We start from the raw sequence: 26826 nt of genomic DNA on the forward strand, positions 1-26826 counted from the left end.
GCCGGCCTCCGCGAGGACGCGGGGCCGGCCCGGCCGGTTCGCGCGGCACGGCGAGGGTGCACGCCCGCCCTCACGCTCGGCGGGCGAGCAGCGCGTCCAGCTTGGTGAAGGAACTGCCCCAGCCCTGCTCGGCGTTCGACGCCACGCCCGCCGGGAACGGCCCCTGCCGCAGCTCCAGCCGCGTCTTCCCGCCCGGCTCGTCGTGGAACTCCAGCCGCAGCGTCATCCGGGTGCCGTCGGGGAAGCCGGGGATGCCCTTGACCTCCTCGTAGCCGACCAGCAGCTCGTGCTCGACGATCTCGGCGAAGGTGCCGTCGCCGGGCGAGGTCAGGCTCGGGTCCTCGTCGTTGACCATCGTGAAGCGCTGGTGCCCGCCGACCCGGACGTCGAAGTCGACCGTGTCGCGGGGCACCGACCAGCCCACCGGGCCGAACCAGGCGGCGAACTGGTCGGGGTCGGTGAAGGCCTGCCAGACCAGTTCCCGGGGCGCGTCGAAGACGCGGGTCATCACGAGCTCGGTGGGGGCCGCGGTCTCGGTCATCGTGTTGTCCTCTCTCACTGCGGATCGTCCGTCGTCTGCCGGGCCTGCGCCTGCATCCGGCGCAGGTGGGCGTCGAGCCGGTCGAAGTTGGCGTCCCAGAACCGCCGGTAGCGCTCCATCCAGGCCGTCGCCTCCCGCAGCGGCTCCGGATTGAGGCTGCTCGACCGCCACTGGGCGGTCCGGCTGCGGGTGATGAGGCCCGCCTGTTCGAGCACCTTCAGGTGCCGGGAGATCGCCGGAAGGCTGATGTCGAACGGCTCGGCGAGCTCCGAGACGGTGGCGTCCCCGTCCGCGAGCCGGGCGAGGATCGCCCGGCGGGTCGGGTCCGCCAACGCCGAGAAGATGACGCTGAGCCGGTCGATCGCCACTTACTTAACCACCTCGTTAATTAGCAGATGCGTTAAATGTAGAGGTCGGCGCGGTGCCGGTCAAGCCTTCCGAGGGGAACGAGTCAGCCGAGACGGGCGTGGCGCAGCCGGGGCAACCCCCACGCCAGCGCACCGACGACCAGCGCGGTCATCGCCACCGCGCCCGGGGCCTTCACCAGCCGGGCCACGTTGGTGCCGTCCGGCAGCGCGAGGAAGGCCGCGACCGCACAGGGCGCCACGAACCAGGCGGTCCGTGCCGCCACGACCGCGAGCACCGCCAACGGCCAGGTCGCGTACCAGGGGTGGAAGACCGGGGCGAGCGCGACCGTGGCGGCCAGCGCCAGCCCGGCGCCGAGCAGGGCCACCCGGGGGCGGGCCGCGCCCAGCCGGACCACCCGCTGCCGGACGTCGTTCAGCCCGCGCAGCGCCGACCACGCCCGCCACCACAGCAGCGCCAGCAGCGCCACCAGCAGCGCCAGGGCCACCGCCCGCGCCACCGGCACCGCGCCCGGCCGCCGGCCCACCACCTCACCGGCGTAGTCGACGACCATGCCGACCGCCGTCGGGGGCGAGGTCCACTGCTCCGAGTCGCCGCTTCGGTTGAGCCCGCCCACCCAGCCGAGACCGAGGCCGGACAGCGCCGAGGCCGCGGCGAGGGCGGCCACCGCGCCGGCGGCCAGCCAGCCGCCGTCGCGCAGCAGCGACCGTACGGTGTAGCGGCCGAGGACGGCGGCGAGGGCCGCGAACGGCAGCACCACCACGGCGGTCGCCTTCACCCCCACCGCCAGCCCGAGCAGCGCCCCGGCCACCAGCAGCGCCGGCCGCCGCCCCGGAAGCCGCACCAGCACCAGCAGGCCGAGCAGCAGCAGCCCGAGCATCACCGCGTCGTTGTGCGCCCCGGCCACCAGGTGCACACCGACCAGGGGGCCGGCCAGCGCCAGCCAGACCGCGCGGCGGGTCGGCACCCCCGCGGCCCGGGCGAGCCCGAGCAGGCACAGCGCGGCGAGCAGCACCCCGGCCACGGCGATCAGGCGCAGCACCACCACCGTGCCGACCAGCCCGCCGCCGAGCGTCACCGCCAGCGCCGCGAGCAGGACGAAGACCGGCCCGTACGGTGCCGGCGTGTCGCGCCAGATCGGGGCGACCGCGTCCACCCACGGGCAGCCGGCGGCCGCCACCCCGGTCGCGTACGGGTCGACGCCGTGCGCGTACGCCCAGCCCTGACAGGCGTACGAGTAGACGTCCCGGCTGCCCAGCGGCGGCGCGAACAGCAGCGGCAGGGCCCACAGGCCGGCGGTCCGGTACGCCCAGCCGGTCGACGGCGCGCCGGACCGCAGCGCCCACCAGGCGCCGGCCAGCAGGCCGGTGCCGAGCAGCCAGAGCCCGACCGTCAGTGGACCGTCATCCGAGTCCCACACCCGGTCGGTGGTCGCCCCGGGCAGCGCTCCGCCGGCGTACCCGGCGACGGCCAGCAGCACGGCGCCGGCCAGTCCGGCGTACCGTGCGACGAGCGCCCGGGTGGGCCCGGGCGGCCCCGGCGAAGCGCCGGGTTCCGTCACCCGCGTACCCCTCCCGACTCGGCGGCGGCCGGCCGGCGGGCCGCCCGAGCCGACCGTACCAAGCGGACCGCCACCACGATCACGAACAGCGTCATCAGGGGCGCCCCCAGGGTCTTGGTGTACCGGGGCAGGCCGGTGCCGTCCGGCAGCACCAGGAACGACGCCACCAGCGTGACCACGACCGCCCAGTCGACCCGGCGGGCAGTGGCCGCCAGCACGGCCAACGGCCACGTCCAGTACCAGGGGTGGAACAGCGGTGCCAGCACGACGGTCGCGGCCAGCGCGAGGCCGGCGTACCGCAGCGGCTCGCCGGTGCGGGCCCGCCACCACAGCCACGGCAGCACCAGCAGGAGCACCACCACGCCGATCACCCGGGTGACCGGCAACGCGTCGATGTGCCAGCCGAAGGGCAGCGCGAGGTACCCGAGGGTCTGCCCCACCGCCGTCGGCGGGGAGGTCCAGGCGATCACCAGGCCGCCCTGTTCCAGGCCGGCGATCCAGCCGAAGTCCAGGCCGGCGGCCAGCGTCACGCCGACCACGGTGCCCACCGCGCCGCCGACCACCCAGCCGCCGTCGCGGAGCAGCCCGCGCACGGAGTACGCCCCGACGAGCGCGGCCAGCGCCGCGAACGGCACCACGACCAGCGCCGTCACCTTGACCGCGCCGGCCAGGCCGAGCAGCACCCCACCGGCGAGCAGCGCACCGGGACGCCCGGGCCGGGACGCCACCACCGCCAGCCCGGTCACGAGCAGCCCGACCATCAGCGCGTCGTTGTGCGCGCCGGAGACCAGGTGCACCCCGACCAGCGGCGAACCGACCGCCAGCCACAGGGCCCGCCGCTCCGGCACCCCGCAGCGGCGGGCCAGCGCCGGCACCCCGGCCGCGATCAGGGCGACGCCCGCGACGGCGAGCACCCGGAACAGCACGATGCTGCCGACCAGCGAGTCGGTCAGCGCCACCACCGCCGCGGAGAGCAGGACGAACAGCGGCCCGTACGGCGCCGGGGTGTCCCGCCAGATCGGCGAGATCGTGTCCAGCCACGGGCACGGCAGGGCGGACACCCCCTGCTCGTACGGGCTGAAGCCGGCCGCGTAGGTGGCGCCCTGGCAGGCGTACGCATAGACGTCCCGGCTGCCCAGCGGCGGCGCGACCAGCAGCGGGACCAGCCAGAGCCCGACGGTGACCAGCGCCCACCGCGCCGACGGCACCCGGTCGCGCAGCGCCCACCACGCCCAGGCGAGCAGCCCCAGGCCGGCGGCCCACAGCGCGATCAGCAGCGGGCCGTTCGGGCCCTGCCACACGCCGAGCGGGGTGACCCGGTGCGGCGAGGAGGGCCGGGCGCCGCCGAGGAAGGCGGCGACGGCGAGCATGATCGAGCCGGCCACGCCGGTCCAGCGCGCGAGGTGGATAGGCACGGAAGGACATGCTGCCAGTACGGTGGTCGCGGTACGGAGGTGGGCATGCGGGGCAGACGGGTGGTGGCGCTGGCCGCCGCGTCGGCCGTGCTGCTCGGTGTGACGTACCTGACGCTGCCGCCGATGGGTTCGGACCTCGCCGCCCAGGTGGCGCGCGCCGACTTCTTCGCCGCGTACGGCCCCACCCCGGTCGACCTGCGCTGGTACGGCGGCGTACACCAGTTCGGCTACAGCCTGGTCGCGCAGCCGGTGATGGCGCTGCTCGGCGTCCGGGCGACCGGCGCGCTGGCGCTGGTCGCCTCGGCGGCCGCGCTGGCCGCCCTGCTGGTCCGCACCGGTGTGCCCCGGCCGCTGCTCGGCTCCCTGGTGGGGGTGGTGACGCTCGCCGGCAACCTGGCCGCCGGGCGGGTCACCTACGGCCTCGGGGTCTCGTTCGGGCTCGCCGCCCTGCTGGCCCTCACGCTGCCGGCCGACCCCGGCGCGGCGTCCCGTCGCCGGGGCGCTCCGGGTCCCGGCGCGGCGTCCCCGGCCGGCCCTCCGCGGCCCGGGTGGCGGCGGCTCGGGCTGGCCGCCCTGGGGGCGCTGCTGGCCGCCGCGACCAGCCCGGTCGCCGGGCTCTTCGTCGGGCTCGCCGGCGCCGCGCTGCTGATCTCCCGCCGGTACGCCGACGGTCTGGCCCTCGGAGTGGCCGCCGCGCTGCCGCTCGTGGTGACCACGCTGCTCTTCGGCGACGGCGGCTGGATGAACATCAGCCGCACCGACGCCGTCCGGGCGGTGGTGACCAGCCTGCTGGTGGCGGCGCTGGTGGGCTACCGGCCGGTGCGGGTGGGCGCGCTGCTGTCCGCCGCCGGGGTGCTCGCCGCGGCGCTGCTGCACACCCCGGTCGGCCTGAACGCGACCCGCCTGGCGACGATGTTCGCGCTCCCCCTGCTCGCCGCCTGCGTACGGAAGGGACCCCGGCCAACGCCTCCGACAGCGGAAGGGTCCCCGGTTGACAGCCGCCGGGCACGGTGGGCGAGCCACCGGTGGACCGCCGGGCTCGCGCTGGCCGGGCTGCTCGCCGCCGTGTGCTGGTGGCAGCCGCCGGTCGTCCCCGCCGACCTACGCAGCGCCGCCGATCCCGCCGCCCGGCCGGCCTACTTCACCCCGCTGCGGGAGTTCCTCGCCGGGCAGCGGCTCACCGGACGGGTGGAGGTGCCGCCGACGCGCACCTACCGGGAGGCGGCCGCGCTGGGCGAGGTGCCGCTGGCCCGGGGCTGGCTGCGGCAGGCCGACATCGATCGCAACGGGCTCTTCTTCACCACCGTTCCGGGCGCCGCGGGCACCGGCGTGCCGTTGACCGAGGCGACGTACCGCGCGTGGCTCGCCGACAACGCGGTGCAGTTCGTCGCCGTACCCGACGCGGCGCTGTCCTGGGTCGGCCGGGCCGAGGCCGACCTGGTGCGCGGCGGCCTGCCGTACCTGCGCGAGGTGTGGTCCGGCGGGCACTGGCGGGTGTGGGCGGTGGTCGAACCGACGCCGCTGGTCGGTGCCCCCGGGGAACTGCTGGGCATCGACGCGGCGGCGGTCACCTTCCGCACGGCCGGCCCGGCCACGGTGCCGGTCCGGGTCCGGCACAGCCGCTGGCTGGCCGCGTCCCGCGGCGCGAGCGTACGGGCCGACGGCGAGTGGACGGCCGTCACGGTCCCGCGCGCCGGGGTCTGGACGCTGACCAGCTGAGCCGTCAGGGGGACCCTTCCGCTACCGGAGGCGTTGACGCGGGGCCCTTCCTCACATCTCGAGCACGCGTTGCATGGCCGCGCGGGACCGGCGGCCGGTGCGCAGGTACTCGTCGAGGAACTCGCCCGGGTCGTCGCGCCCGAGCAGCCGGACCACGCCGGCCAGCTCCACCCCGTGCCGGGGCAGTTGGTCGCCGGCCCGGCCGCGGACCAGCATCAGCGCGTTGCGGACCTGCGCGGCGAGCGTCCACCCGGCCGCCATCGCCTCGGCGTCCGCCGGGTCGACCAGGCCCGCGTCCCGGGCGGCCGCCAGGGCGTCGAGCGTACGCGTGCCGCGCAGCTCCGGGTGCCGTCCGGCGTGCCGGAGCTGGAGCAGCTGCACCGCCCACTCGACGTCGGCCAGGCCGCCCCGGCCCAGCTTCGTGTGGGTGGCCGGGTCGGCGCCCCGGGGCATCCGCTCGGTCTCCACCCGGGCCTTGATCCGGCGGATCTCGATGATCTGCTCGCGGGTCAGGCCGTCCGCCGGGTACCGCACCGGGTCGACCATCGCGACGAACTCGGCACCCAGGTCGTCGTCGCCGCAGACCAGGCGGGCACGCAGCAGCGCCTGCGCCTCCCACACCCTCGACCAGCGGGCGTAGTACTGGGCGTACGCGGCGAGACTGCGCACCAGGGGGCCCTGCCGGCCCTCGGGACGCAGGTCCGCGTCGACGCCGAGCGGCGGATCCGGCGCGGGCATGCCGAGCAGCCGGCGCAGCTCCTCGGCGATCGCCTGGGCGGCTGCGCTCGCCTCGCTCTCGCTCACCCCGGCCGGCGGGTCGTAGACGAACAGCACGTCGGCGTCGGAGAGGTAGTTGGACTCGTACCCGCCGAGCCGGCCCATGCCGATCACGGCGAAGCGCAGGCCCGGCATCGGCGGCTGGGCCGCGCGGGCGGTCCGCAGGGCGGCGGCCAGGGTGGCGTCGGTGACGTCCGCCAGCGCGGTGCCGACCGCGGTCACGTCGGCCAGGCCGAGCGCGGCACGGCCCTCGGCGCGGGGCGGCGACGGCGCCAGCGAGCCGGCCCGGCTGAGCACGTCGGCGCAGGCGAGGCGGACCAGCTCCCGCCGGCGCAGCGCGCGTACCGCCCGGGTCGCCTCGACCGGGTCGTCGGCGTGCCGGGTGGCGGCCGCCGCGAACCCCTCGCAGAGCACGTCCCGGGGGCGCGGGGTCAGCTCGCTCTCCTCGGCGAGCAGGCGCAGCGCCTCCGGCTCGCGGGCGAGCAGGTCGGCCGCGTACCGGGAGGAGGAGAGCACCCGCGCCAGCCGGCGGGCCACCGGGCCCTCGTCCCGCAGCAGCCGCAGGTACCACGGCGTGCTGCCGAGCTTGTCGGAGACCTGGCGGTAGCTGAGCAGGCCGCGGTCCGGCTCGGGGGCGTCGGCGAACTCGCTGAGCAGCACCGGCAGCAGGGTGCGCTGGATCGCGGCGGTGCGGCTCACCCCGCCGGTGAGGGCCTGGAGGTGCCGCAGCGCCCCGGCGGGGTCGGCGAAACCGAGGATCTCCAGCCGGTTGCGGGCCGCCTCCGGGGTGAGCCGCAGCCCGTCGGCGGGCACCCGGGCGACGGACTCCAGCAGCGGCCGGTAGAGCAGCTTGGCGTGCAGCCGGCGGACGTCGGTGGCGTGCGCGATCCACTCGGCCCGGAACTCCTCGACGGCGCTGCGACCGGGTGTCGCGACGTAGCCGAGCGCGGCGGCCAGCCAGCGCAGCGCCGCCGGGTCGGTGGGCACGGTGTGGGTGCGGCGCAGGCCCTGCAACTGCAGCCGGTGCTCGACAGCCCGCAGGAACCGGTAGCCGCGCAGCAGCGCCTCACCGTCGGCCCGCCCGACGTAGCCGCCGGCGACCAGCGCCCGCAGCGCCGGGATGGTGCCCGGCGCCCGCAGCGTCTCGTCGCCGCGGCCGTGCACCAGTTGCAGCAGCTGCACCGCGAACTCGATGTCGCGCAGCCCGCCCGGGCCACGCTTGATCTCGCGCTCCAGCTCCTTCGGCGGAACGTGGTCGATGATCTTGCGACGCATCGCGCGGACGTCCTCGACCGCCTCCGGCCGCTCGGCGGCCCGCCAGAGCAGCGGCGCCAGCTGGTCGATCCACTCCCGGCCCAGCGCCAGGTCCCCCGCCGCCGGCCGGGCCTTCAGCAGCGCCTGGAACTCCCAGGTCCGAGCCCACCGTCGGTAGTAGGCGAGGTGGCTGGCGAGGGTACGCACCAGGGGGCCCCGGTTGCCCTCGGGGCGCAGTGCGGCGTCGACCGGCCACGCGACCAGCCCGCAGATGTGGATCAGCCGGGTGGCGACGGTCGTCGCCACCGGGAGGTCGTCGTCCGCCGCGGCGACGAAGATCACGTCGACGTCGGAGACGTAGTTCAGCTCCCCGCCGCCGCACTTGCCCATCGCCACCACGGCCAGCCGCGGTCGCGGCGTGCCCTCGGGCAGCTCACCGACGGCGATCCCGTACGCGGCGGCGAGCGTCGCGTCGGCCAGCCCGGAGAGCGCGGCCATCGTCTGCTCCAGGCCGCGGCCGCCGGTCAGGTCGGCCGCCGCGATCCGCAGCAACGCCAGGCGGTACGCCGACCGCAGTTCCGCCACCGGCTGTCCCGCGCCGGTCAGGTGGAGCTGCCCGTCGGCGGCTGGCGCCAGCCCGTCCGGGGCGGTCCGCAGGGATGCCCACTGGTCCGGGTTGGCGACGAGGTGGTCGCCGAGGGCCGAGGAGGCGCCCAGCACGGCGACCAGGCGTCGGCGCAGCCCCGGGTCGTCGTGCAACGCGGCGAGCAACGCCGATCCCGCACCGATCCCGGTCGGCGCGGGAGCCGACCCATCCGGCGGGCCGCCCGGTGCGCCGCCGCCCGCCGGACCGGACCCACCGGCGGCCGGACCGCGCGCCGCCGGTACCCCGTCGACCCGCGCCGGTGTGCCGTTGCCGGTGCCGGTCGCCCGGCGCTCGGCCTCCACCAGCCGGTGGAGCTGGCGCAGCGCCAGGTCCGGATCGGCGGCCCGGGACAGCGCGGCGAGCAGCTCCCCGGCCGGCTCGTCGACGGGTTCCTGCGTGTCCGGCCGCCACAGGCCCAGGCCCTCGGGGCCGAGCAGGTCGGCGGCGCGGGCGCCGCCGTCACCGGTGCCGAAGCCGTAGCGGGCCAGCCGCCCCGCGGCTCTGGTCGGCCGGCTCATCCGTGCCCGAGCAGGGGCAGGCTGCGGCGGGTGCCCTCGTCCAACTCGCCGAGGGCCAGGGCGGCGAAGCGCGCCGCGAAGGGCTGCCACACCTCCTCGACGTCGCCCATCACCGCGTCGCACGCGGCCACCACCACCTCCGGGTCGTAACCCAGGTCGGCGAGGAGCGTCGAGTCGCTGGCCCAGTCGGCGATCATGGCGGTGTCGCACTCGATGTGGAACTGCAGGCCCCACGCCCGGTCGCCGACGCGGAACGCCTGATGCGGGTAGCGCGTGGAGGCGGCCAGGAGGGTCGCGCCGGCGGGCAGCTCGGTGATCTCGTCGGAGTGCCACTGGAGCACGTCCGGGATCAGCGGGACGTACCGGAAGAGCGGATCCTTCTCGGCGGCGTCGCGGCGGCCCACCACCCCGGGGCCGACCTCCGGACCGGACGGGCTGCGCTCGACCGTGCCGGCGTGCGCCGTGGCCAGCAGTTGCGCGCCGAGGCAGACGCCCAGGGTCGGCACCCGGTACCGGACGGCCTTGCGCAGCAGCGCCTCGACCCGGGGGAACCAGGGCGCCCCGGGCGAGCCGTCGGGCTGCGGGTACGCCTGCTGCTCGCCGCCCAGCACGATCAGCGCCGACCACCCGTCCAGGTCGGCGGGCAGCTCGTCGCCGGCGTGCGGGCGGACCACCCACAACTCCAGGCCGGCCTCGGTCAGCCACTCCCCCAGCCGGCGCACGTCGTCGGTCGGGTCGTTCTCGATCACCAGCGCGGTTGCCACGACGTCGAGGCTATCCCGTACGGCCGGCGGAGAGCTGGTTAGGCTCGGCCCCTGTGATCACCGACGAGGTCCTCCGTCCCCCGGCGCTGCGCCCGGGTGACACCGTCATGCTGGTCTCGCCGTCCGGGCCCACCCGGCCGGAGCGGGTCGCCCGGGGCGTCGAGCTGCTCACCGGTTGGGGCCTGCGGCCGGTACCCGCCCCGAACGCGTACGCCCGCGAGGGCTACCTGGCCGGCTCGGACGGGCAGCGGGCGGCCGACCTGAACGCGGCCTTCGCCGACCCGGACGTCCGGGGGATCATCTGCACCCGCGGCGGCTACGGGGCCCAGCGGGTGGTCGACGCGATCGACATGGCCGCCGTACGCCGGGATCCGAAGGTGGTGGCCGGCTTCTCGGACATCACCGCCCTGCAGTTCGCGCTCTGGCGGGGCGCCCGGCTGGCCGGGGTGCACGGGCCCGGGGCGGCCTGGCGGGACGAGCGGACGACGCTGGACTCGGCGCAGTCCCTGCACGCGGCGCTGATGACCACCGAGCCGGTGACCGTGGCGGCCCGCGACGGCGAGGAGACCTACGGCGTCCGGCTGCCCGGCCGGGCCACCGGCCGCCTGCTCGGCGGCAACCTCTGCCTGATCGTGGCGTCGCTCGGCACGGCGGACATGCCGGACCTGACCGGTGCGGTGCTGCTCGTCGAGGAGGTGCAGGAGCCGCCGTACAAGATCGACCGGATGCTCACCCAGCTGCGCCGGGCCGGCGTGCTGGCCGGAGTGGCCGGGGTGGCGGTCGGGCAGTTCACCGAGTGCGCCGACGGGTGGGCGGTGGACGTCGCGGACGTCCTGCGCGAGCGGCTCGGCGACCTGGGCGTACCGGTCCTGGGCGGCCTGCCGATCGGCCACGGGGCCGGGCAGCTCACCGTCCCGGTCGGTACCGAGGCGGTGCTCGACGCGGACGCCGGCACCCTCACCGTCGCCCCGGCGGTCCGCTGACCGTCAGCGGGTCAGCCGCGCCAGCGCACCCGTCTCGAGGGCGGCCCAGACCGTGCCGTCCGGGGCGACGGCGAGGCCGTGCGGTTCACTGCCCGGGGTCGGCAGGTCGTACGTCTCGACGCGCCCGCCCGGGTCGACGCGGCCGATCCGGTTGCCGCCCCATTCGGTGAACCAGCAGCCGCCCGCCGGGTCGGCCACGATGGCGTGCGGCCGGGCGGCCCGGTCGGGCAGCGGGAACTCCTCGACCCGGCCGTCCGGCGTGATCCGCCCGAGCTGGCCGGCGAGGATCTCCACGAACCAGACCGCGCCGTCCCGGTCGCAGGTGACGCCCACCGGCCCGGCGCCCTCGGTGGGCAGCGGGTGGACGGTGACGCCGCCGTCGGGCGCCACCCGGGCGAGCGCGTTCGCCCGGTTGAGCGTGCACCACAGTGCGTCCGGCCCGGCGGCCAGCATCGAGGGGAGGCTGTCGGCCGGCAGCGGGAACTCGGTCACCGCGCCGTCGAGGGTGACCCGGCCCACCGTGGCGGCGGTCATCCCCGCGTACCAGAGGGCCCCGTCGGGACCGGCGGCGATGCCGCACGGGCCGGTGCCCGCCCGGAGCACGACGCTGCTCTGCTCCCCGGCCGGGGTGAGCCGGCCGATCCGGTCGTCGCCGGAGCGGGTGAACCACAGCGCGCCGTCCGGGCCGGTGACGACGGCGAGCGGCCGGCTGCCGTCGGCCACCGGGTACGTCCGGACGTCGCCGTCCGCGCCCACCCGGGCCACCGCGCCGGCGTGCACCAGCGTCACCCACAGCGCCTCGTCCGGCCCGACCGTGATCGCGTACGGGCCGTCGCCCGGCCCGGTCAGCGGGAGCTCGCGAATCGGCACGGGTACCACCTCTCCGTCGATCGGCTGCCGACCGCCCACCCTCGCCGCCGTGCCGCACCGACGCAACCGCTTTCGCCCGCCGGCCGGGCTCGGCGTCGCCGTCCGGACGCGGATTGCCAGCCCGCGCACAGGCTCGCCACGGGTCGCCTCCAGCCACCGCGGTCACCGTCGGTGGCGTCATCGCACCACCACGTTGGAGGACGACATGTCCCGCACGATTCGCAAGAAGCACCTGCTGGTCGGGCTCGCCGCGGCGGGTGTGCTCGGCGTCGGGGTCGCCGCGCCGACCGTCGCGCCGGCCGCCGACAACGCCACGCCGACCGTCGCGCCGGCCGCCGAGAACGCCGCACCGGCCCCGAGCGCCGGCACCAGCGAGGGCACCGACCGGGAGCGGCGGCGGGCCGACCGGCAGGCCGAGTTCGCCGAGGCGCTCGCCGCGGAGCTGGGCGTCGACGCCGGGAAGGTGACCGCCGCGCTGGAGAAGCTGCGCGAGCAGCGCAAGGCCGACCGGCCCGAGCGGCCGGACGCCGCCGACCGGCGGGCCGCGCTGACGGAACGGCTGGACCGGGCGGTCGAGGACGGCAAGCTCCCCCGAGCAGGCCGACGCGATCATCGCCGCGGTCGAGGCCGGGGTCTTCCCGGGCCCGTTCGGCCACGGCGACCACCGCGGCCCGGGCGGCTTCGGCGGCCCGGGCGGCTTCGGCGGCAGGTGACCGGACGCCGCCCGCCCCGGTGTCACGGCCGGGGCGGGCGGCGCGGGGTCTGCCGAGGTACGGGCCGTCGGCGTTTCCCGGGACGACGCGGAGCCGTCAGGCGATGCAGGCGCAGACGATCAGCGCGGCCCCGAAGTGCGTGGCCGCGCTGACCCGGGCCGCCGGGTGCGGCTCGTCCGAGCAGATGATCTCGCCCAGCCGGCCCGGGGTGAGCAGGTCGAGCACGACGAACGCCAGCGCCATGATGCCGAGCCCGATCAGGCCGAACACCACTGTCGACGCCAGCCCCTTGGCGAAGTCGCTGTAGCTGGTGAGGATCGCGGTGAACACGATGGCCGCGATGCCGAGCTGGTTGGCGGTCAGCAGCAGCGCCGCGTTGCCGTTGCGCCGGGCCCAGATCAGCTCCCGCAGCCGGCCGGGGGTGAGCAGGTCGACCAGGCCGAACCCGGCCGCCAGCAGACCGACCCCGACCACCCCGAACACGATGCTCTGCCAGGCACCGCTGAGCAGATCCTCCAGCACCCGTACCGCCTCCAGACCTCCGGCGCCCGCCAGGGGTGCGGGCGCGGTGATCGAGACGATATCGGCACCGCGCCGGGCCGACGATCCCCCGATCAGAGCGACAGGTAGCGCTGCCGCTCGTACGGGGTGACCTCGCGGCGGTACTGCTCCCACTCGGCCCGCTTGTTGCGCAGGAAGAAGTCGAAGACGTGCTCGCCGAGCACCTCGGCGACCAACTCGGAGCCGGCCATCACGTCGATCGCCTCGGAGAGGTTCTCCGGCAGCGGCTCGTACCCCATCGCGCGCCGCTCGGCGCTGGTCAGCGACCACACGTCGTCCTCGGCGCCCGGCGGCAGCTCGTACCCCTCCTCGATGCCCTTGAGCCCGGCGCCGAGCAGCACCGCGAAGGCCAGGTACGGGTTGGCGGCCGAGTCCGGCGAGCGGACCTCGACGCGGGCCGAGTTCGGCTTGCCGTAGGCGGGGACCCGGACCAGCGCGGACCGGTTGAGGTGACCCCAGCAGACGTACGCCGGGCTCTCGGTCACCCGGTCCGGCAGGGCCTGCGGGAACAGCCGCTTGTACGAGTTGACCCACTGGTTGGTGACCGCGGTGTACTCCCGGGCGTGGGCCAGCAGGCCGGCGATGAACGCACGGGCCACCTTGGACAGCTTCATCGGGTCGCCGGCGTCGTGGAACGCGTTGCGCTCACCCTCGAACAGCGACAGGTGGGTGTGCATCCCGCTGCCCGGCTGGTCGGTGAACGGCTTGGGCATGAAGGTGGCCTGCACGCCGGTGGAGAGCGCCACCTCCTTCACCACGTGGCGGAACGTCATGATGTTGTCGGCGGTGGTGAGCGCGTCCGCGTACCGCAGGTCGATCTCCTGCTGGCCGGGGGCCACCTCGTGGTGGCTGTACTCCACCGAGATGCCGATCCGCTCCAGGGCGAGCACGGCCTGCCGGCGGAAGTCCCGGGCGACCGCGTGGGTGGTGTGCTCGAAGTAGCCGCCGGTGTCGACCGGGACCGGCACCGAGCCGTCCATCGGCCCGTTCTCCAGCAGGAAGAACTCGATCTCCGGGTGGGTGTAGAAGGTGAAGCCCTTCTCGGCGGCCTTCGACAGCGCCCGGCGCAGGACGTGCCGCGGGTCGGCCCAGGACGGGCTGCCGTCGGGGAGCAGGATGTCGCAGAACATCCGCGCGCTCTCGCCGCTGACCCCGCCCTCGAACGGGAAGACCTGGAACGTGGTCGGGTCCGGCATGGCCACCATGTCGGACTCGAAGACCCGGGCGAAGCCCTCGATCGCCGAGCCGTCGAACCCGATGCCCTCCTCGAAGGCCGCCTCCAGCTCGGCGGGGGCCACCGACACGCTCTTGAGCGTGCCCAGCACGTCGGTGAACCACAGCCGGACGAACCGGATGTCCCGCTCTTCCAGCGTACGGAGGACGAACTCCTGCTGACGGTCCACTTCCACCCCTCGCGACACTGTTGTCCGCCTTCGGCCCGGAGCCGACCCGGCTTGACCGACCAGTCTCCACCGGCCCCGTTACGCCGACGTTACGCGACCGCCCGGCGCGCGTCCCGCCCTGTCCCACCCCGCCACGGCACGACCGCCGGGGGTGCTCGCCATCTCCCCGCCGCCGGCGTGTCGGCCCCCACCGGCTGGGGCAAGATGAGGGCATGCCCACCCTGCGTCTCGCCCTCTGCCAGGTCAACCCGACCGTCGGCGACCTCGCCGGCAACGCCGGGACGGTCCGCTCGTGGACCCGCCGCGCCGCCGACGCCGGCGCCCAGGTGGTCGCGTTCCCGGAGCTGATGCTGACCGGCTACCCGGTCGAGGACCTGGTGTTCCGCCGGTCCTTCGTGGCCGCGTCGAGGGCGGCGCTGGAGCGGCTCGCGGCCGATCTCGCCGCGGACGGCCTCGGCGACCTGCCGGTGCTGGTCGGCTATCTGGACGCGGACGGCCCGCCGCAGGTCAGCGGCGACGCCGAACCGGGCCGCGGCGCGCGCAACGCGGCGGCCCTGCTGCACGGCGGGGCGGTCGCCGCCACCTACTTCAAGCACCACCTGCCGAACTACGGCGTCTTCGACGAGGATCGCTACTTCGTCCCGGGCGACATGCTGACCGTGGTGCGGATCGGCGGGGTGGACGTGGCGCTGACGATCTGCGAGGACCTGTGGCAGGCCGGGGGCCCGTTCGCCGCCGCCCGGCAGGCCGGCGTCGGCCTGGTCCTGAACATCAACGGCTCGCCGTACGAGCTGAACAAGGACGACGTCCGGCTGCCGCTGGTCCGCCGCCGGGCCGCCGAGGCCGGGGCCACCATCGCGTACGTCAACATGATCGGCGGCCAGGACGAGCTGGTCTTCGAGGGCGACTCGATGATCGTGACGGCGGACGGGAGACTGCTCGCCCGGGCGCCGCAGTTCGTCGAGCACCTGCTGGTGCACGACGTGGACCTGCCCGAGGCCGCGCACCGGCCCGACGACGACATCGAGCTGGCCGACGGGCTGCGGGTGGTCCGGCGTACCGTCGGATCGGTGCCGGCGGCCCCCACCGGCCCGGCGGCGGCCGGCGGCGTCATCGAGCCCGTTGCCGACGAGGCCGAGGTGTGGCAGGCGCTGGTGCTGGGCCTGCGCGACTACGTGAACAAGAACCGGTTCCCGTCGGTGGTGCTCGGCCTCTCCGGCGGCATCGACTCGGCGGTCGTCGCGGCCCTCGCGGTCGACGCGCTCGGCCACGAGCGGGTGGTCGGTGTGTCCATGCCGAGCCAGCACTCCTCCGAGCACTCCCGCGACGACGCGGCGGAGCTGGCCAAGCGCACCGGGCTGGACTACCGGGTCGAGCCGATCCAGCCGATGGTCGACACGTTCCTGGCCAACATGTCGCTCTCCGGCATCTCGGTGGAGAACCTGCAGGCGCGGGTCCGCGGAGTGATTCTCATGGCCCTGTCGAACCAGGAGGGCCACCTGGTGCTGACCACCGGCAACAAGAGCGAGCTGGCGGTCGGCTACTCCACCCTGTACGGCGACTCGGTCGGCGGGTTCAACCCCGTCAAGGACGTCTGGAAGACGCTCATCTGGCGGCTGGCCAAGTGGCGCAACGCCGACGCGACCCGGCGGGGCGAGACCCCGCCCATCCCGGAGAGCTCGATCGGCAAGCCGCCGTCGGCCGAACTGAGCCCCGGCCAGTTGGACAGCGACACGCTGCCCGACTACGACGTGCTCGACCCGATCCTCATCGGGTACGTCGACGGCGACCTCGGGCGGGACGGGCTCGTCAAGTCCGGCCACGACCCGGCGATCGTCGACCGGGTGCTGCGGATGGTGGATACCGCCGAGTACAAGCGACGCCAGTCCGCTCCCGGCACGAAGATCTCGATGAAGGCGTTCGGTCGGGACCGCCGGCTACCGATCACCAACCGCTGGCGGGAGGACGGCTGAGATACCCGCGAGCCCGGCTGCCGTCGCGCCGCCGGCGCTCGCGGGGCGGGAGTGAGATCTTCCACTGACCTCTGCCGACAGCCGTCGCCCCGGTGCGACGATCGCGGAGGAACCCGGGGACCGCGCACGCGGCCTCGAGGAAGGAGAGAACCATGGTGGAGTCCACCCCGCCCGAGGTGACCGCCCTCTACGGCGGGCCGGCGACCCGACGGGTCCGCACCCGCGACCTCATCGCCGCCAAGGAGCGCGGCGAGCGGTGGCCGATGCTCACGTCGTACGACCAGTACACGGCGGCGATCTTCGACGCCGCCGGCATTCCGGTGCTGCTGGTCGGCGACTCGGCCGCGAACAACGTCTACGGCTACGAGACCACCCTGCCGGTCACCGTCGAGGAGCTGCTGCCGCTGGTCCGGGCCGTGGTCCGGGCCACCCGGCACACGCTGGTCGTCGGTGACCTGCCGTTCGGCTCGTACGAGGAGGGGCCGGCGCAGGCCCTGCGTACCGCCGTCCGGTTCATGAAGGACGGCGGCTGCCACGCGGTGAAGCTGGAGGGCGGGCGCCGCTGCGCCGACCAGATCGCCGCGATCGTCGGTGCCGGCATCCCGGTGATGGCGCACATCGGCTTCACCCCGCAGAGCGAGCACACGCTGGGCGGCTACCGGGTCCAGGGCCGCGGCGACGCCGCCGACGAGGTGATCGCCGACGCCCGCGCGGTGGCCGAGGCGGGGGCCTTCGCCGTGGTGCTGGAGATGGTGCCCGGCGAGGTGGCCAAGCGGATCACCGCCGAGCTGCACATCCCGACGGTCGGCATCGGCGCCGGCCCGGACACCGACGCCCAGGTGCTGGTCTGGCAGGACATGGCCGGCCTGCGCACCGGCAAGGCTCCGCGCTTCGTCAAGCGGTACGCCGACCTAGCCGGCACGCTCGACGAGGCGACCCGCCGCTTCGCCGACGAGGTCCGGGACGGCGAATTCCCCGGCCCCGAACACACCTTCTGATTACCCGGCCTCCGACACAGCCCGGCCGACGGCCTGCCGATCGGTAGGCCGTCGTCCGGTGGATCGGCGTCGTGCGCTGGATCGTCGCTCGGCAGCCGGCATCCGTCGGGCCGTTGCTCGCAGGCCCACTCGCCCGGCCGCCAACCGCCCGGCCGGCCACTACCCGCCCGGCCACCACCCGTCGGGCCGTCGCTCGTCCGGCCGCTACCCGCCCGGCCGTCCCTCGTCGCGCCGCCCCTCGTCGGGCCGCCACCCGCCCGACCGCGACCCCACCCGGGCCATCGCCTGTCAGGCCGCTGCTCGTCGGGCAGCCACTTGCCCGGCCATCACCCGCCCGACCGCCACCCGTCGCGCCGTCGCTCGTCGGGCCGCCACCCGCGCCCCCCGACCGCCTCGGCCATCACCCACCCGACCACCACTCGTTCGGCCGTCGCTCGTCGGCCGCCGGGCCTGCCGACCGCCGCCTGGCGGGCCGGCGGGCTGGCGGGCTGGCGGGCTGGCGGGCTGGCGGGCTGGCGGGCTGGCGGGCTGGCGGGCCGACAAGACATCGGCACGCGGACGGCCGGCTGCGACACGCCGCGGGCGAAAGTGTCGTACACGTGTTCTAGCGTGATCGTGTGTTGGAGGAGCTTGCGCAAGCGGAGGCGGTGACCCGGCCCTGCGCCGACGCGGCCGTCTGGGCGATGCCCGAGACGCAGCTCATCGACGCCCTCGACGCCGCGCACCGGCTGGAGCAACGGCTCGTCGCGCTGAAGCTGGCGCTGGTCCGCGAGCTGGACGGACGGAGCACCGCGACGGCCCAGGGGGCGACCTCGACCGCGGTGTGGCTACGCGACCGGCTGCGGCTCACCGTTCCCGCCGCCCGCCGCCTCGTCACCCTCGCCGCCGCCGTCGACGCCCAGCCGATCGCGCTACGCCGGGCCCTCGCCGACGGTCTCCTCGACAGCGAACAGGCCCGCGTCATCGCCGAAACCACCGCCACCGTCCGCGCCCAAGCCGACCCGGACGCTGCCGACCAGGCCCTCGACCTCCTCATCGACTGGGCCGGCCAGTTCGACGCCACGCTGCTGCGCCGACTCGGCACCCGAATCCTCGACCACGTCGCCCCCGACGTCGCCGACGCCGCCACCGAACGGGCGCTACGGGCCGACGAAACCACCAAGGACCGGGACCGCCACCTCACCCTCTCCAACCTCCAGGACGGTCGACTCCGCCTCACCGGCAGCCTCGACACCGAAACCGCCGCCCTGCTCCGCGCCGCCATCGACCCACTCACAAAACCATCCGGCCACGACGACACCCGCAGCCCCGGCCAACGCCGCCACGACGCCCTCACCGGCCTCTGCCGCCTCGCCCTACGCACCGGCGACCTCCCCGACCACGGCGGCGACCCCGCCCAGCTCGTCGTCACCACCACCTACGACACCCTCACCCGTCAACTCACCGCCGGCACCCTCGACACCGGCCCGGCCCTCAGTCCCGCGACGGTCCGCCGAATGGCCTGCGACGCCGCCATCCTCCCGGCCGTCCTCGGCAGCGCCGGGCAAGTCCTCGACGTCGGCCGGCAGCGCCGCCTCATCACCGGCCCGCTACGCCGCGCGCTCGTCCTACGCGACCGCGGCTGCGCCTTCCCCGGCTGCGACCGCCCACCCCGCTGGTGCGAAGGCCACCACCTCCACCACTGGTCCGACGGCGGCACAACCAGCCTCACCAACGCCGTCCTGCTCTGCCGCCACCACCACCGCCAAATCCACCACCACCACTGGCAGGTCCGCCTCGGCACCGACGGCCTACCCGAATTCCTCCCACCTGCCTGGCTCGACCCCGAACGCCGCCCCCGCCGCAACCACTGCCACCGACAGGCACACGAACAAGCGCGGAACTCCACGACCACCACCGGCACCGCCACCACCGCCACCACCGGCACCGCCACCACCGCCACCACCGGCACCGCCACCACCGGCACCGCCACCACCGCCAGCGTCGCCACCGCCGCCGCCACTGGCAGGGCCACCACGGGGAGCGCCACCACCGGCAACGTCACCACGGTCACGACAACTGCGCCGGCCGCCGCCGTCGCCACTGGCAGGGCCACCACGGGGAGCGCCACCACCGGCAGCGCCACCGGCACTGCCACCACCGGCAGCGTCACCACGGTCGCGACAACTGCGCCGGCCGCCGCCGGCCGGGCGAGGGCGTTGGCCGCAACCCGGTCCGCCGCGCGTCCTCCGACCCGGACGCGAGTCGCCTCCCGACCACCGTGACCAGTAGCCGATCCGGAACAACCCTGCGTGCTCGCGCCGATCCGGACCGATCGGCGGCGGAAGCTGACCTGACTGCGCAACCGGGGCGGTAGGTCGTCACCGCGAACGCCAGCGGCCCCGTCCACGACCCCGGCACCAGAGCGCCGACGGTTATCCTCCGCCACCATGTCGGACGCCGGCTTCCTCGACGCCACCCGCAACTCCTATGACGCGATGGCCGTCGAGTACGCCGAGGCGCTCGGCACCGAACTGGATCGCCGGCCGCTGGACCGGGCGATGCTGGCCGCCTTCGCCGAGTTGGTCCGCGCCAACGGTTGCGGCCCGATCGCCGACGTGGGGTGCGGTCCGGGTCGGGTCACCATCCTGCTGCATGAACTGGGCCTGGAGGCGTTCGGTGTGGACCTCTCCCCCGCGATGGTCGCCCTGGCCCGCCGTACCTATCCACACCTGCGGTTCGAGGTGGGGTCGATGCTCGCGCTTGATCTTCCGGACGCGTCCCTCGGCGGGCTGCTCGCGTACTACTCGCTCATCCACGTCCCGTGGGACCGACGGCCCGCGGTCCTCGCCGAGTTCCACCGGGTGCTCGCGCCCGGCGGGCAACTGATGCTCGTCTTCCAGGTCGGCGATGAACGGCGCCACCGGAACGAGGCCTTCGGCAAGGCGATCGACCTCGACTCGTACCGGCAGCAACCCGACGAGGTGACCGACCTGCTGCGCGACGCGGGCTTCGAGATGTGGGCGACCGTGGTGAAGGAGGCCGAGGGAACGGAACCGACCCCGCAGGCAATCCTGATCGCCCGACGGCTCGCCGCGAACACCGCGTGAACCCGCAGCCCGCCGCGAGCCCGCACGGGCGCCGCGTGAACCCGCAACCCGCCACTAGCCCGCACGGCCCGCCGCGTGAACCGCGGCCCGCGCGTGAACCGCGGAGCGGCGCCGACAGGATCGGATCGGGCGGCCGCCAGCTAGGACGTTCGCACGGTCAGAGGTCGGTGACCCGGATTCCGGCGTGGGCCTTGTAGCGCTTGTTGATGGCGATCAGGTTGGCGGTGAGCGCCTCGACCTGGTGGGCGTTGCGGAGCCGGCCGGCGTAGATGCCACGCATGCCGGGGATGCGGGCGGCGAGGGCCCCGACGATGTCGACCAGTTCCCGCTCCTCGGTGCAGATGAGCACGTCGAGCTCGATCCGGTCGACCTCCGGATCGGCCAGCAGCGGAGCGCTGACGTGGTTGAACGCGGCGCACACCCGGGAGTCCGGCAGCAGGGCGGCGGCCTGCTGGACGGCGCTGCCCTCCTCGACGGTCAGCGGGTACGGGCCCTGCTTGTCGAAGCCGAGCGGGTTCACACAGTCGACGACGATCTTGCCGGCGAGTGGCCCGGCGAGCGCCGCTACGGTGGCCGCGTGGCCGTCCCATGGGACCGCGATGATGACCACGTCGCTGCGCCGGGCGACCTCCTCGTTGCCGGCGCCGGTCACGGCCGCCCCGGCGGGCACGCCCGGCAGGGCCGCGATCTCCTCGGCGGACTGGGCCGCCCGCTCGGCGGACCGGGACCCGATCAGCACGGTCTGGCCGGCGCGGGCGAACCGGTAGGCGAGGCCCCGCCCCTGGTCGCCGGTGCCGCCGATGATGCCGACGGTGAGCCCGGACACGTCGGGCAGGTTGCTCGCGTCGTAAGCCATGGGCACATCCTCGCAAACACGGCCGTCCCACAGCAGCGGCCGACGCTGTGACAATCGCCGCTGCCCGGTACTGCACCTCACGGCCGATCGCCGTGCGCGCCGCGGCGTCCGGCAGCACCGCCGCCACCCGCGTCGGCCTCGTCCGATGGCGGTCAGGCGCGTTCGAACGTCACCGTCCGGGTGGTCGGGTCGGCGGTGACCAGGCGGACGCGGACCCGCTCGCCGAGCGGCAGGTCACCGACGCAGCGGGCCCGTACCGGCGGGTCGTCCAGAGCCACCGTCCCGCCCGGCGGTCGGGGGCGGGAGCGCCCGTTCGGCGGGGCGTCGACGTCCAGCACCGCCGCGTCGAACGTCTCCCCGACGCGGTGCTCCAACAGCACCGCCTCGGCGAGTTCGATCGCGCCCCGGGTGGCGGCCGAGGCCGTGCGGTCGGTCGCGGCCATCACCTGCGGCAGCCGGGGCAGCGCGGCCCGTGCCCACTCGGGCACGTCGCGGCCGTCGTGCAGAGCCAGGCAGACCTCGGTGGCGTACCGGTCGGCCAGGCGTCGCAGCGGCGCCGTGACATGGGCGTACGCGGCCGCGACCCCGCCGTGCCCGGGCCGCTCCGGAAGGGCGCCGTCGAAGGCGGTGTACGCGGCGCCGCGCATCAGTTCGGCGGCCTGGTCGACGAAGGCGGCGGCCCGGGGACGTGTCGGGTCCAGCCCGGCGATCACCTCGCCGGGGCCGGCCTCGTCCGGCCAGTGCACGCCGAGCGGGGCGGCCGCGGCCCGCAGCCGCTCCACCGCCTCCGGTTTCGGTGCGGGCATCGTCCGCAGCAGGCCGACCCGTCCGGCGAGCATGAGGTCCGCGGCCGCCATTCCGGTCAGCAGCGAGACCTGCGCGTTGTGCTCCTCCAACGGCAGCGGTCCACGCAGCACCAGCCGCCAACCGTCGCCGTCGGGCTCCACGTCCTGCTCCGGCAGGGGCAGGTTGATCGCGCCCCGGCGCAGGCCGCGCGCGGTGAGCAGGGCGCCGATCTCGGGCAGCAGAGCGATGGGCTCGGGCAGCCGGCCGGCGTCGGCGGCCGCCTGCGCACCGGTGTAGTCGAGCTGAGCCCGGCTGCGTACCAGGGCCCGCTCCAGCCGGACGGCGGTGGTCGCGCCGTCACCGTCGAGGTCGATCGTCCACACGACGGCCGCCCGGTCGACGTCGGGCAGCAGGCTGGCGGCGGCCTCGCTGAGCGACTCCGGGTGCAGCGGCACGTTGCCGTCGGGCAGGTACACCGTCTGCCCCCGGTGCCACGTCTCCTGCTCCAGCGCGCCGCCGGGCGCGACGTGGGCGGCGACGTCCGCGATCGCGTACGTCAGCCGGAAGCCGCCGCCCGGACGGCGCGCGAGGTGCATCGCCTGGTCGAGGTCCCGCGAGCCGGCGGGGTCGATCGTGACGAACGGGACGTCGGTGCGGTCTACCGAAGGTCTGGGCGGATCGGCGGCGGCGAGGTCCGCCTCGCGCTGCGCCCCGGCCGGGAACCCGTCGGGGAGTTCCAGTGCGCGGCGCAGCGCGCGGAAGTCGATGCGGGGCGCGAGGACGCGTCGGATCACCACGGCGTCCATCCTGACAGCGCACCGGGCGATCCGCTCCCCGCCGGGAGGCGGTCGGAGGGCCGGCCGGACCCGGGGTCAGCCGGCCGCCTTGCGGGCCACGGCCCGCGTACCCCTGGTGGTGGTCGACCGGGCGGCGGCCGTTCGCGCGGGCGCCTTGCGGGCGGTGGCCTTGCGGGGCGTGGCCTTCGCCGCGGCGGTCTTACGCGCCGGCGCCTTCGTGGCCGCCGTCGTCGTCTTCCTGGCGGTGGTCTTCTTCGCGGTGGCCTTCTTCGCGGGCGCCTTCTTCACCGCGGCGGTCCGGGCGGTGGCGGCCGGGCGGGTCGCGGGAGCCTTCCTGGCCGGTGCCTTCTTGGCCGGCGCCTTCTTCGCGGGGGCCTTCTTCGCGGTCTGCTTGGCCGTGGTGGCGGTCTTCTTCGCGGCCGAGGTGACCTTCCGGGCCGCGGTCGAGGTCTTCGCCGGTGCCTTCCGCGCCGTGGTGGTCGCCTTCGTCGCCGCCTTGCGGACCGGAGTCCGTGCGGACGTCGTCTTCTTCGCGGTCGTCTTCTTCGCCGCCGCCGTGGTCTTCTTCGCCGCCGCGGTCGTCTTGGCGGGCGCCTTCTTCGCCGCCGCGGTCGTCTTGGCGGGCGCCTTCTTCGCCGCTGCGGTCGTCTTCTTCGCCGTGGCCCCGGCCTTCTTGGCGGGCGCCTTCTTCGCGGTGGTGGTCTTCTTCGCCGGGGCCCGACCGGCCCCGCCGGCCGCCTTCTGCGCCGGCGCCTTCCTGGCCGCGGTCGACGACGTACGCGCCGTCCGCGTCGCCCCCGCGGTGCGCTCCGCCGCGGCGGTCCTCTTCGCGGTGGTACGACGGGCCGGGCGGGTGGCCTGCTGTGCTTCGGCCATCTCGGTTCCCTCCTTGGGGGCCGTGCTCTCGCCCTCGCGGAGCACGGAGTGCCTCGGCGCGGGCCGTCCCGCGCCGCCTATCTGTCCTCCCCGGCCCAGCGGGCGTCCTCGGCTTCCCACGCTTCGTTGCGCTCCCGCACCTGCTGCAGCGCGTTCTCCGCGTCGGCGGCTGAGGCGTACGGCCCGAGAACGTGCCGGGCGGGGCACACGTCGGCGTCGGTCTCGACCCGGTGGTGTCGGGTGCACCAGTAGTAGTGGCTCCCGCTTCCGCTGTCGCTCATGGGATCACTGTGCCCCGCGATCCACCCGGCCGCCATCGGAACACCGCAAGTCGCCGATGATCTCCACAGTAGACGTGCTTCCGGCCGCAGGTGGCACGAACAGCGAAAACAGCCACCGAAGGGCCAGCCGGGGTGGCGGCGGACAGTGCGTCGGGGGTCGGCCCGGTGAACGCGGTTAGGGTCGCCGGGTGCCTGTTCCCGAGTACATCCGGCGGTTGCGCGCACGGGTGGGCAACGACCTGCTCCTGCTGCCGAGCGTCAGCGCGGTCATCGTCGACGACGCGGGCGAGCTGCTGCTCGGGCAACGTACCGACGACGCGCGCTGGTCGGTCGTCAGCGGCATCCTCGAACCGGGCGAGCAGCCCGCCACGGCCATCGTCCGCGAGGTCCGCGAGGAGACCGGGCTGGACGTCGAGCCGCTCCGGCTGAGCAGTGTGCTCGTGCACCCGCACACCTATCCCAACGGGGACCGGTGCGAGTACGTCAACCTCGGCTTCCGGTGCCGGGTGGCCGGCGGCGTCGCTCGGGTCAACGACGACGAGTCGGTGGCCGTGGGGTGGTTCGCGCCGGACCGGTTGCCCGAGCTGGATCGGCACGCCCGCCTGGTCATCCGGCACGCCCTGGCCGACGATCCGGCGGCCGGCTTCCTGCCCGCCGGCGCGGTGTGGGAGTGACGTGGACACCGACGTCAACCGCTACCTGACCGCGCTGGTCGCCGGCGCGCGCGGTGTACTCGGTGACGGGCTGGTCGGGGTGTACGCGGCCGGCTCGGTCGGGCTGGGCGCGTACCTGGCGGGCCGCAGCGACGTCGACGTCGCCCTGGTCACCGCGGGTGCCCTCGCCGGGGAAACCAAGCGGGCACTGGTGGCACGGCTGCGGCACGAGATGTTGCCGTGCCCGGCACGGGGCCTGGAGCTGGTGGTCTACCGGCGGGACGTCGCCCGGTCGGGCACCCCGGGACCCGGCTTCGAGCTCGAACTGAACACCGGGGCCCGGATGGCGTTCCGGGCGACCTACGACCCGGCGGACCGGCCGGTCGCCGACGGCCACTTCTGGTACGGCCTGGACCGCAGCATCCTGCACCAGCGCGGACACGCGCTGCTCGGGCCGCCGGCCGGTGAGGCCTTCGCCGACCTCTCCCCCGTCGACCTGCGCCGGCTGCTCGTCGACGCGCTCACCTGGTGGCTCGACCGGCCGGTCCCGCCCGGTGCCACGCCGGCGCCCGGCGCGGAGGACGCGGTGCTGGGGGCGGCCCGGGCGCTGGTGCGGTTCCGGCACGGCGTGTGGCTGTCGAAGGCGGACGCCGGGCGGCGGCTCGCCGCGAACGGAACCGCGCAGGGCGAGCCGTGGATCGCGGAGCTGCTGGAGCGGTCCGTCGCCGCCCGGCACGGAGGTGAACCCCCGCGCGGTCCGGAGGCACAGGCCTTCCAGCGCCGGGTGCTGGCCGAGATAGCGGCCGGCTGACGGCCCGCGCGGCCGTCGGGCCGGGCCGGGCGGCGAACCCGGCGTCCGTCGGGCCGGGGGAACCGCCTACGGCACCCGGCGCGGCGTCGTCAGCGCGACTCGACCGCCAAGGTGGGAGCGGTCGCGGGGCGCGCGCGGGTAGCCCGGACCGTCCACGCCAGCGCGTACGGCGTGACGGCCAGGTAGAAGTGCGGCAACGGCACCACGACGTCGGTGATCCGGAAGACCTCGGGACCGGTCGGCCGGGGCAGGCCCAGCGCCGAGTCGGTCCACGAGATCAGCAGCCACAGCGGCGCCGAGACCGGGTCGACGGTGTCGCCCTGCGGCACGCCGTCGAGGATGGTGTCCGGGCCGGTCGGGACGGCGTTCAGCACCGCCAGCACCACCGCGAGGTCGGCGACCGCGAACGCGCCGAGCAGCCCAACGGCCCAGGCGGCCCGGACCCGTCCCGTCCCGGCGAGCGCCCCGACGGCACGCAGCACCAGGGCGAGGCCGGCCAGCCAGGCGACCAGTGCGGGCGCGCCGGCCGGGAGCACCCGAGCGACCGGAATGGTCATCCGCACGGGCGGGACTATATCCGAACTCTACATAGGGGTGGGGCGGCGCCCGTGCCGCTCGTCAGGCCGGAACCCGCTCCACCGGGATCCACAGCTCCGCGTCCGCGGTCGCCCCGTCGGCCGAGATCCGGCTGCGGGAGATCTGCGGTCCCGGACGGCTGCGGTACGGGTTGGACGGGAACCACTGGGTGAAGACGTCCCGCCACAGGTACTGCACGGCCTGCGGGAACGGCCCCGAGACGGTGAAGACCGCCCAGGTGCCGGCCGGGACCGCCATCGCGTCGAGGTCCTCCGGTACGTCCGAGCCGGTCACCACGCCGTGCCAGTAGTCCAGCTCGGTGCCCTCCTCGTAGCCCTCGGCGACCTTGTCGCTGACGTTGACGATGCCGCGGGGCTCCTGGTCGGACAGCGCCTCGATGCGGGCCACCGTCGCCTTGTCGATGCTCTTGACGAACTCGACGATCGCCGGGTTCATCCCCTCGTGCACCAGCGGCACCCGGGCGCGCCGGCCCACCAGGTGGAAGCCGTCCTTCTCGACGATCCGGTACTCCATGCTGCTGCTCCCTTCGACGGTGAGACGGAAGGACATCCGGGGCTGGGCGCGCAGGGTCGCCCCCGTACGCCGGGCCTCGCCGGGGCCCACGCCGTGCATCGCCTGGAACGCCCGGGCGAACGCCTCGGTCGAGCCGTACCCGTGCCGGACCGCGATGTCGAGCAGCGTGCGTTCCCCCGCGAGCACCTCCGCCGCGGCGACGGTCAGCCGCCGGCGCCGGACGTACTCGGACAGGCCGATCCCGGCCAGCGCGGAGAACAGCCGCCGGAGGTGGTACTCCGACGTCGCGGCGATCCGCGCCAGCTCGGCCACGTCGACCGGTCGGTCGAGCTGCCGCTCGATGTGCTCCATGACCTGGTTGAGCCGTTCCAGCACCCGGGTCTCCTTCCCTTGCGCCGACAACGCTAGGGCCGGGCCGGCACCCTCGACCCGACAAGCCGTGCCCGATCCGGTCGGGTGCCGCGCCGGCGCACGGCGGACCGGCCCGCGGTGCGGGGCTGCCGCG

Annotated in this window: 23 protein-coding genes and 1 pseudogene; 9 read left to right on the top strand and 15 right to left on the bottom strand. The window is 75.4% G+C overall.

Annotation, left to right across the window (positions count from 1 at the left end):
• Nucleotides 1-70: 70 nt before the first annotated feature.
• The 4 genes from EV376_RS27945 to mptB (EV376_RS27960) all read right to left on the bottom strand — a co-directional run bounded on the left by EV376_RS27945 (nucleotide 71) and on the right by mptB (EV376_RS27960) (nucleotide 3883).
• Nucleotides 71-541: an SRPBCC family protein gene (locus EV376_RS27945; protein ID WP_130328104.1), complete on the bottom strand. Its 471-nt coding sequence runs from the start codon at nucleotides 539-541 to the stop codon at nucleotides 71-73.
• Nucleotides 542-555: 14 nt separating this feature from the next.
• The gene (locus EV376_RS27950; RefSeq protein WP_207228452.1) at nucleotides 556-909 is read right to left on the bottom strand and encodes a metalloregulator ArsR/SmtB family transcription factor; all 354 of its coding nucleotides are present in this window, start codon (nucleotides 907-909) and stop codon (nucleotides 556-558) included.
• An 83-nt stretch (nucleotides 910-992) separates the two neighbouring features.
• On the bottom strand, nucleotides 993-2468 hold the full coding sequence (gene mptB / locus EV376_RS27955) for a polyprenol phosphomannose-dependent alpha 1,6 mannosyltransferase MptB (RefSeq protein ID WP_130328105.1): 1476 nt from the start codon (nucleotides 2466-2468) through the stop codon (nucleotides 993-995).
• Nucleotides 2465-3883, bottom strand: coding sequence for a polyprenol phosphomannose-dependent alpha 1,6 mannosyltransferase MptB (gene mptB / locus EV376_RS27960; RefSeq protein WP_130328106.1), 1419 nt, complete (start codon nucleotides 3881-3883; stop codon nucleotides 2465-2467). The genes mptB (EV376_RS27955) and mptB (EV376_RS27960) overlap by 4 nt, the downstream gene beginning before the upstream one ends.
• Before the next feature lie 45 nt (nucleotides 3884-3928).
• Between mptB (EV376_RS27960) and EV376_RS27965 the strand changes: the two genes are divergently transcribed.
• Entirely contained in the window at nucleotides 3929-5602 is a 1674-nt protein-coding gene (locus EV376_RS27965; protein ID WP_130328107.1) for a hypothetical protein, read from the top strand.
• 51 nt (nucleotides 5603-5653) lie between these two features.
• Here the strand turns inward: EV376_RS27965 and EV376_RS27970 are convergent, their stop codons facing one another.
• Both EV376_RS27970 and EV376_RS27975 read right to left on the bottom strand, forming a co-directional pair.
• Nucleotides 5654-8797 carry a bifunctional [glutamine synthetase] adenylyltransferase/[glutamine synthetase]-adenylyl-L-tyrosine phosphorylase gene (locus tag EV376_RS27970; RefSeq protein WP_130328108.1) on the bottom strand — a complete coding sequence of 1048 codons (3144 nt, stop codon included), beginning with the start codon at nucleotides 8795-8797 and terminating at the stop codon, nucleotides 5654-5656.
• Nucleotides 8794-9561, bottom strand: a complete 768-nt coding sequence (locus EV376_RS27975) for a type 1 glutamine amidotransferase (RefSeq protein WP_130328109.1) — start codon at nucleotides 9559-9561, stop codon at nucleotides 8794-8796. The genes EV376_RS27970 and EV376_RS27975 overlap by 4 nt, the downstream gene beginning before the upstream one ends.
• A 53-nt stretch (nucleotides 9562-9614) precedes the next feature.
• Between EV376_RS27975 and EV376_RS27980 the strand changes: the two genes are divergently transcribed.
• Nucleotides 9615-10544, top strand: coding sequence for an LD-carboxypeptidase (locus EV376_RS27980; RefSeq protein WP_130328110.1), 930 nt, complete (start codon nucleotides 9615-9617; stop codon nucleotides 10542-10544).
• Nucleotides 10545-10547: 3 nt separating this feature from the next.
• Here the strand turns inward: EV376_RS27980 and EV376_RS27985 are convergent, their stop codons facing one another.
• The gene (locus tag EV376_RS27985; protein WP_165438132.1) at nucleotides 10548-11414 is read right to left on the bottom strand and encodes a virginiamycin B lyase family protein; all 867 of its coding nucleotides are present in this window, start codon (nucleotides 11412-11414) and stop codon (nucleotides 10548-10550) included.
• Between the two features lie 205 nt (nucleotides 11415-11619).
• Here EV376_RS27985 and EV376_RS31145 point away from each other — a divergent pair.
• Nucleotides 11620-12127, top strand: a pseudogene (locus EV376_RS31145) (hypothetical protein).
• A 96-nt stretch (nucleotides 12128-12223) separates the two neighbouring features.
• On the opposite strand, the gene EV376_RS27995 reads toward EV376_RS31145, so the two are convergent.
• Both EV376_RS27995 and glnA read right to left on the bottom strand, forming a co-directional pair.
• On the bottom strand, nucleotides 12224-12649 hold the full coding sequence (locus EV376_RS27995) for a DUF350 domain-containing protein (protein WP_130328111.1): 426 nt from the start codon (nucleotides 12647-12649) through the stop codon (nucleotides 12224-12226).
• A 92-nt stretch (nucleotides 12650-12741) separates the two neighbouring features.
• The gene (gene glnA, locus EV376_RS28000; RefSeq protein WP_130328112.1) at nucleotides 12742-14091 is read right to left on the bottom strand and encodes a type I glutamate--ammonia ligase; all 1350 of its coding nucleotides are present in this window, start codon (nucleotides 14089-14091) and stop codon (nucleotides 12742-12744) included.
• A 212-nt stretch (nucleotides 14092-14303) separates the two neighbouring features.
• Between glnA and EV376_RS28005 the strand changes: the two genes are divergently transcribed.
• The 4 genes from EV376_RS28005 to EV376_RS28025 all read left to right on the top strand — a co-directional run bounded on the left by EV376_RS28005 (nucleotide 14304) and on the right by EV376_RS28025 (nucleotide 20151).
• Nucleotides 14304-16064, top strand: coding sequence for an NAD+ synthase (locus tag EV376_RS28005; RefSeq protein ID WP_130328113.1), 1761 nt, complete (start codon nucleotides 14304-14306; stop codon nucleotides 16062-16064).
• A gap of 152 nt (nucleotides 16065-16216) precedes the next feature.
• Nucleotides 16217-17062, top strand: a complete 846-nt coding sequence (gene panB / locus EV376_RS28010) for a 3-methyl-2-oxobutanoate hydroxymethyltransferase (protein WP_130328114.1) — start codon at nucleotides 16217-16219, stop codon at nucleotides 17060-17062.
• Nucleotides 17063-17679: 617 nt separating this feature from the next.
• Nucleotides 17680-19326, top strand: a complete 1647-nt coding sequence (locus EV376_RS28015) for an HNH endonuclease signature motif containing protein (protein WP_486482826.1) — start codon at nucleotides 17680-17682, stop codon at nucleotides 19324-19326.
• Nucleotides 19327-19491: 165 nt separating this feature from the next.
• Nucleotides 19492-20151 (top strand): class I SAM-dependent methyltransferase, encoded by a 660-nt coding sequence (locus EV376_RS28025; RefSeq protein ID WP_130328115.1) that lies wholly within the window; start codon nucleotides 19492-19494, stop codon nucleotides 20149-20151.
• A gap of 157 nt (nucleotides 20152-20308) precedes the next feature.
• Here EV376_RS28025 and npdG read toward each other — a convergent pair whose 3' ends face one another.
• From npdG to EV376_RS28045, 4 genes are all read right to left on the bottom strand, one after another.
• Nucleotides 20309-21007, bottom strand: coding sequence for an NADPH-dependent F420 reductase (gene npdG / locus EV376_RS28030; protein ID WP_130328116.1), 699 nt, complete (start codon nucleotides 21005-21007; stop codon nucleotides 20309-20311).
• A gap of 152 nt (nucleotides 21008-21159) precedes the next feature.
• Nucleotides 21160-22590 carry an RNB domain-containing ribonuclease gene (locus EV376_RS28035; RefSeq protein WP_130328117.1) on the bottom strand — a complete coding sequence of 477 codons (1431 nt, stop codon included), beginning with the start codon at nucleotides 22588-22590 and terminating at the stop codon, nucleotides 21160-21162.
• 75 nt (nucleotides 22591-22665) lie between these two features.
• Entirely contained in the window at nucleotides 22666-23466 is an 801-nt protein-coding gene (locus tag EV376_RS28040; protein ID WP_486482827.1) for a histone, read from the bottom strand.
• A gap of 77 nt (nucleotides 23467-23543) precedes the next feature.
• Nucleotides 23544-23747: a hypothetical protein gene (locus tag EV376_RS28045; protein WP_207228456.1), complete on the bottom strand. Its 204-nt coding sequence runs from the start codon at nucleotides 23745-23747 to the stop codon at nucleotides 23544-23546.
• Between the two features lie 188 nt (nucleotides 23748-23935).
• Between EV376_RS28045 and EV376_RS28050 the strand changes: the two genes are divergently transcribed.
• Together EV376_RS28050 and EV376_RS28055 are read left to right on the top strand one after the other, a co-directional pair.
• Nucleotides 23936-24421, top strand: a complete 486-nt coding sequence (locus EV376_RS28050; protein ID WP_130328120.1) for an NUDIX hydrolase — start codon at nucleotides 23936-23938, stop codon at nucleotides 24419-24421.
• 1 nt (nucleotide 24422) lies between these two features.
• Nucleotides 24423-25211, top strand: coding sequence for a nucleotidyltransferase domain-containing protein (locus EV376_RS28055; protein WP_130328121.1), 789 nt, complete (start codon nucleotides 24423-24425; stop codon nucleotides 25209-25211).
• Between the two features lie 89 nt (nucleotides 25212-25300).
• Here EV376_RS28055 and EV376_RS28060 read toward each other — a convergent pair whose 3' ends face one another.
• Nucleotides 25301-25774 (bottom strand): hypothetical protein, encoded by a 474-nt coding sequence (locus tag EV376_RS28060; RefSeq protein WP_130328122.1) that lies wholly within the window; start codon nucleotides 25772-25774, stop codon nucleotides 25301-25303.
• A 55-nt stretch (nucleotides 25775-25829) separates the two neighbouring features.
• Nucleotides 25830-26696: an AraC family transcriptional regulator gene (locus EV376_RS28065; RefSeq protein WP_130328123.1), complete on the bottom strand. Its 867-nt coding sequence runs from the start codon at nucleotides 26694-26696 to the stop codon at nucleotides 25830-25832.
• Nucleotides 26697-26826 lie beyond the last annotated feature (130 nt).

The organism is Micromonospora sp. CNZ295, from assembly GCF_004217535.1.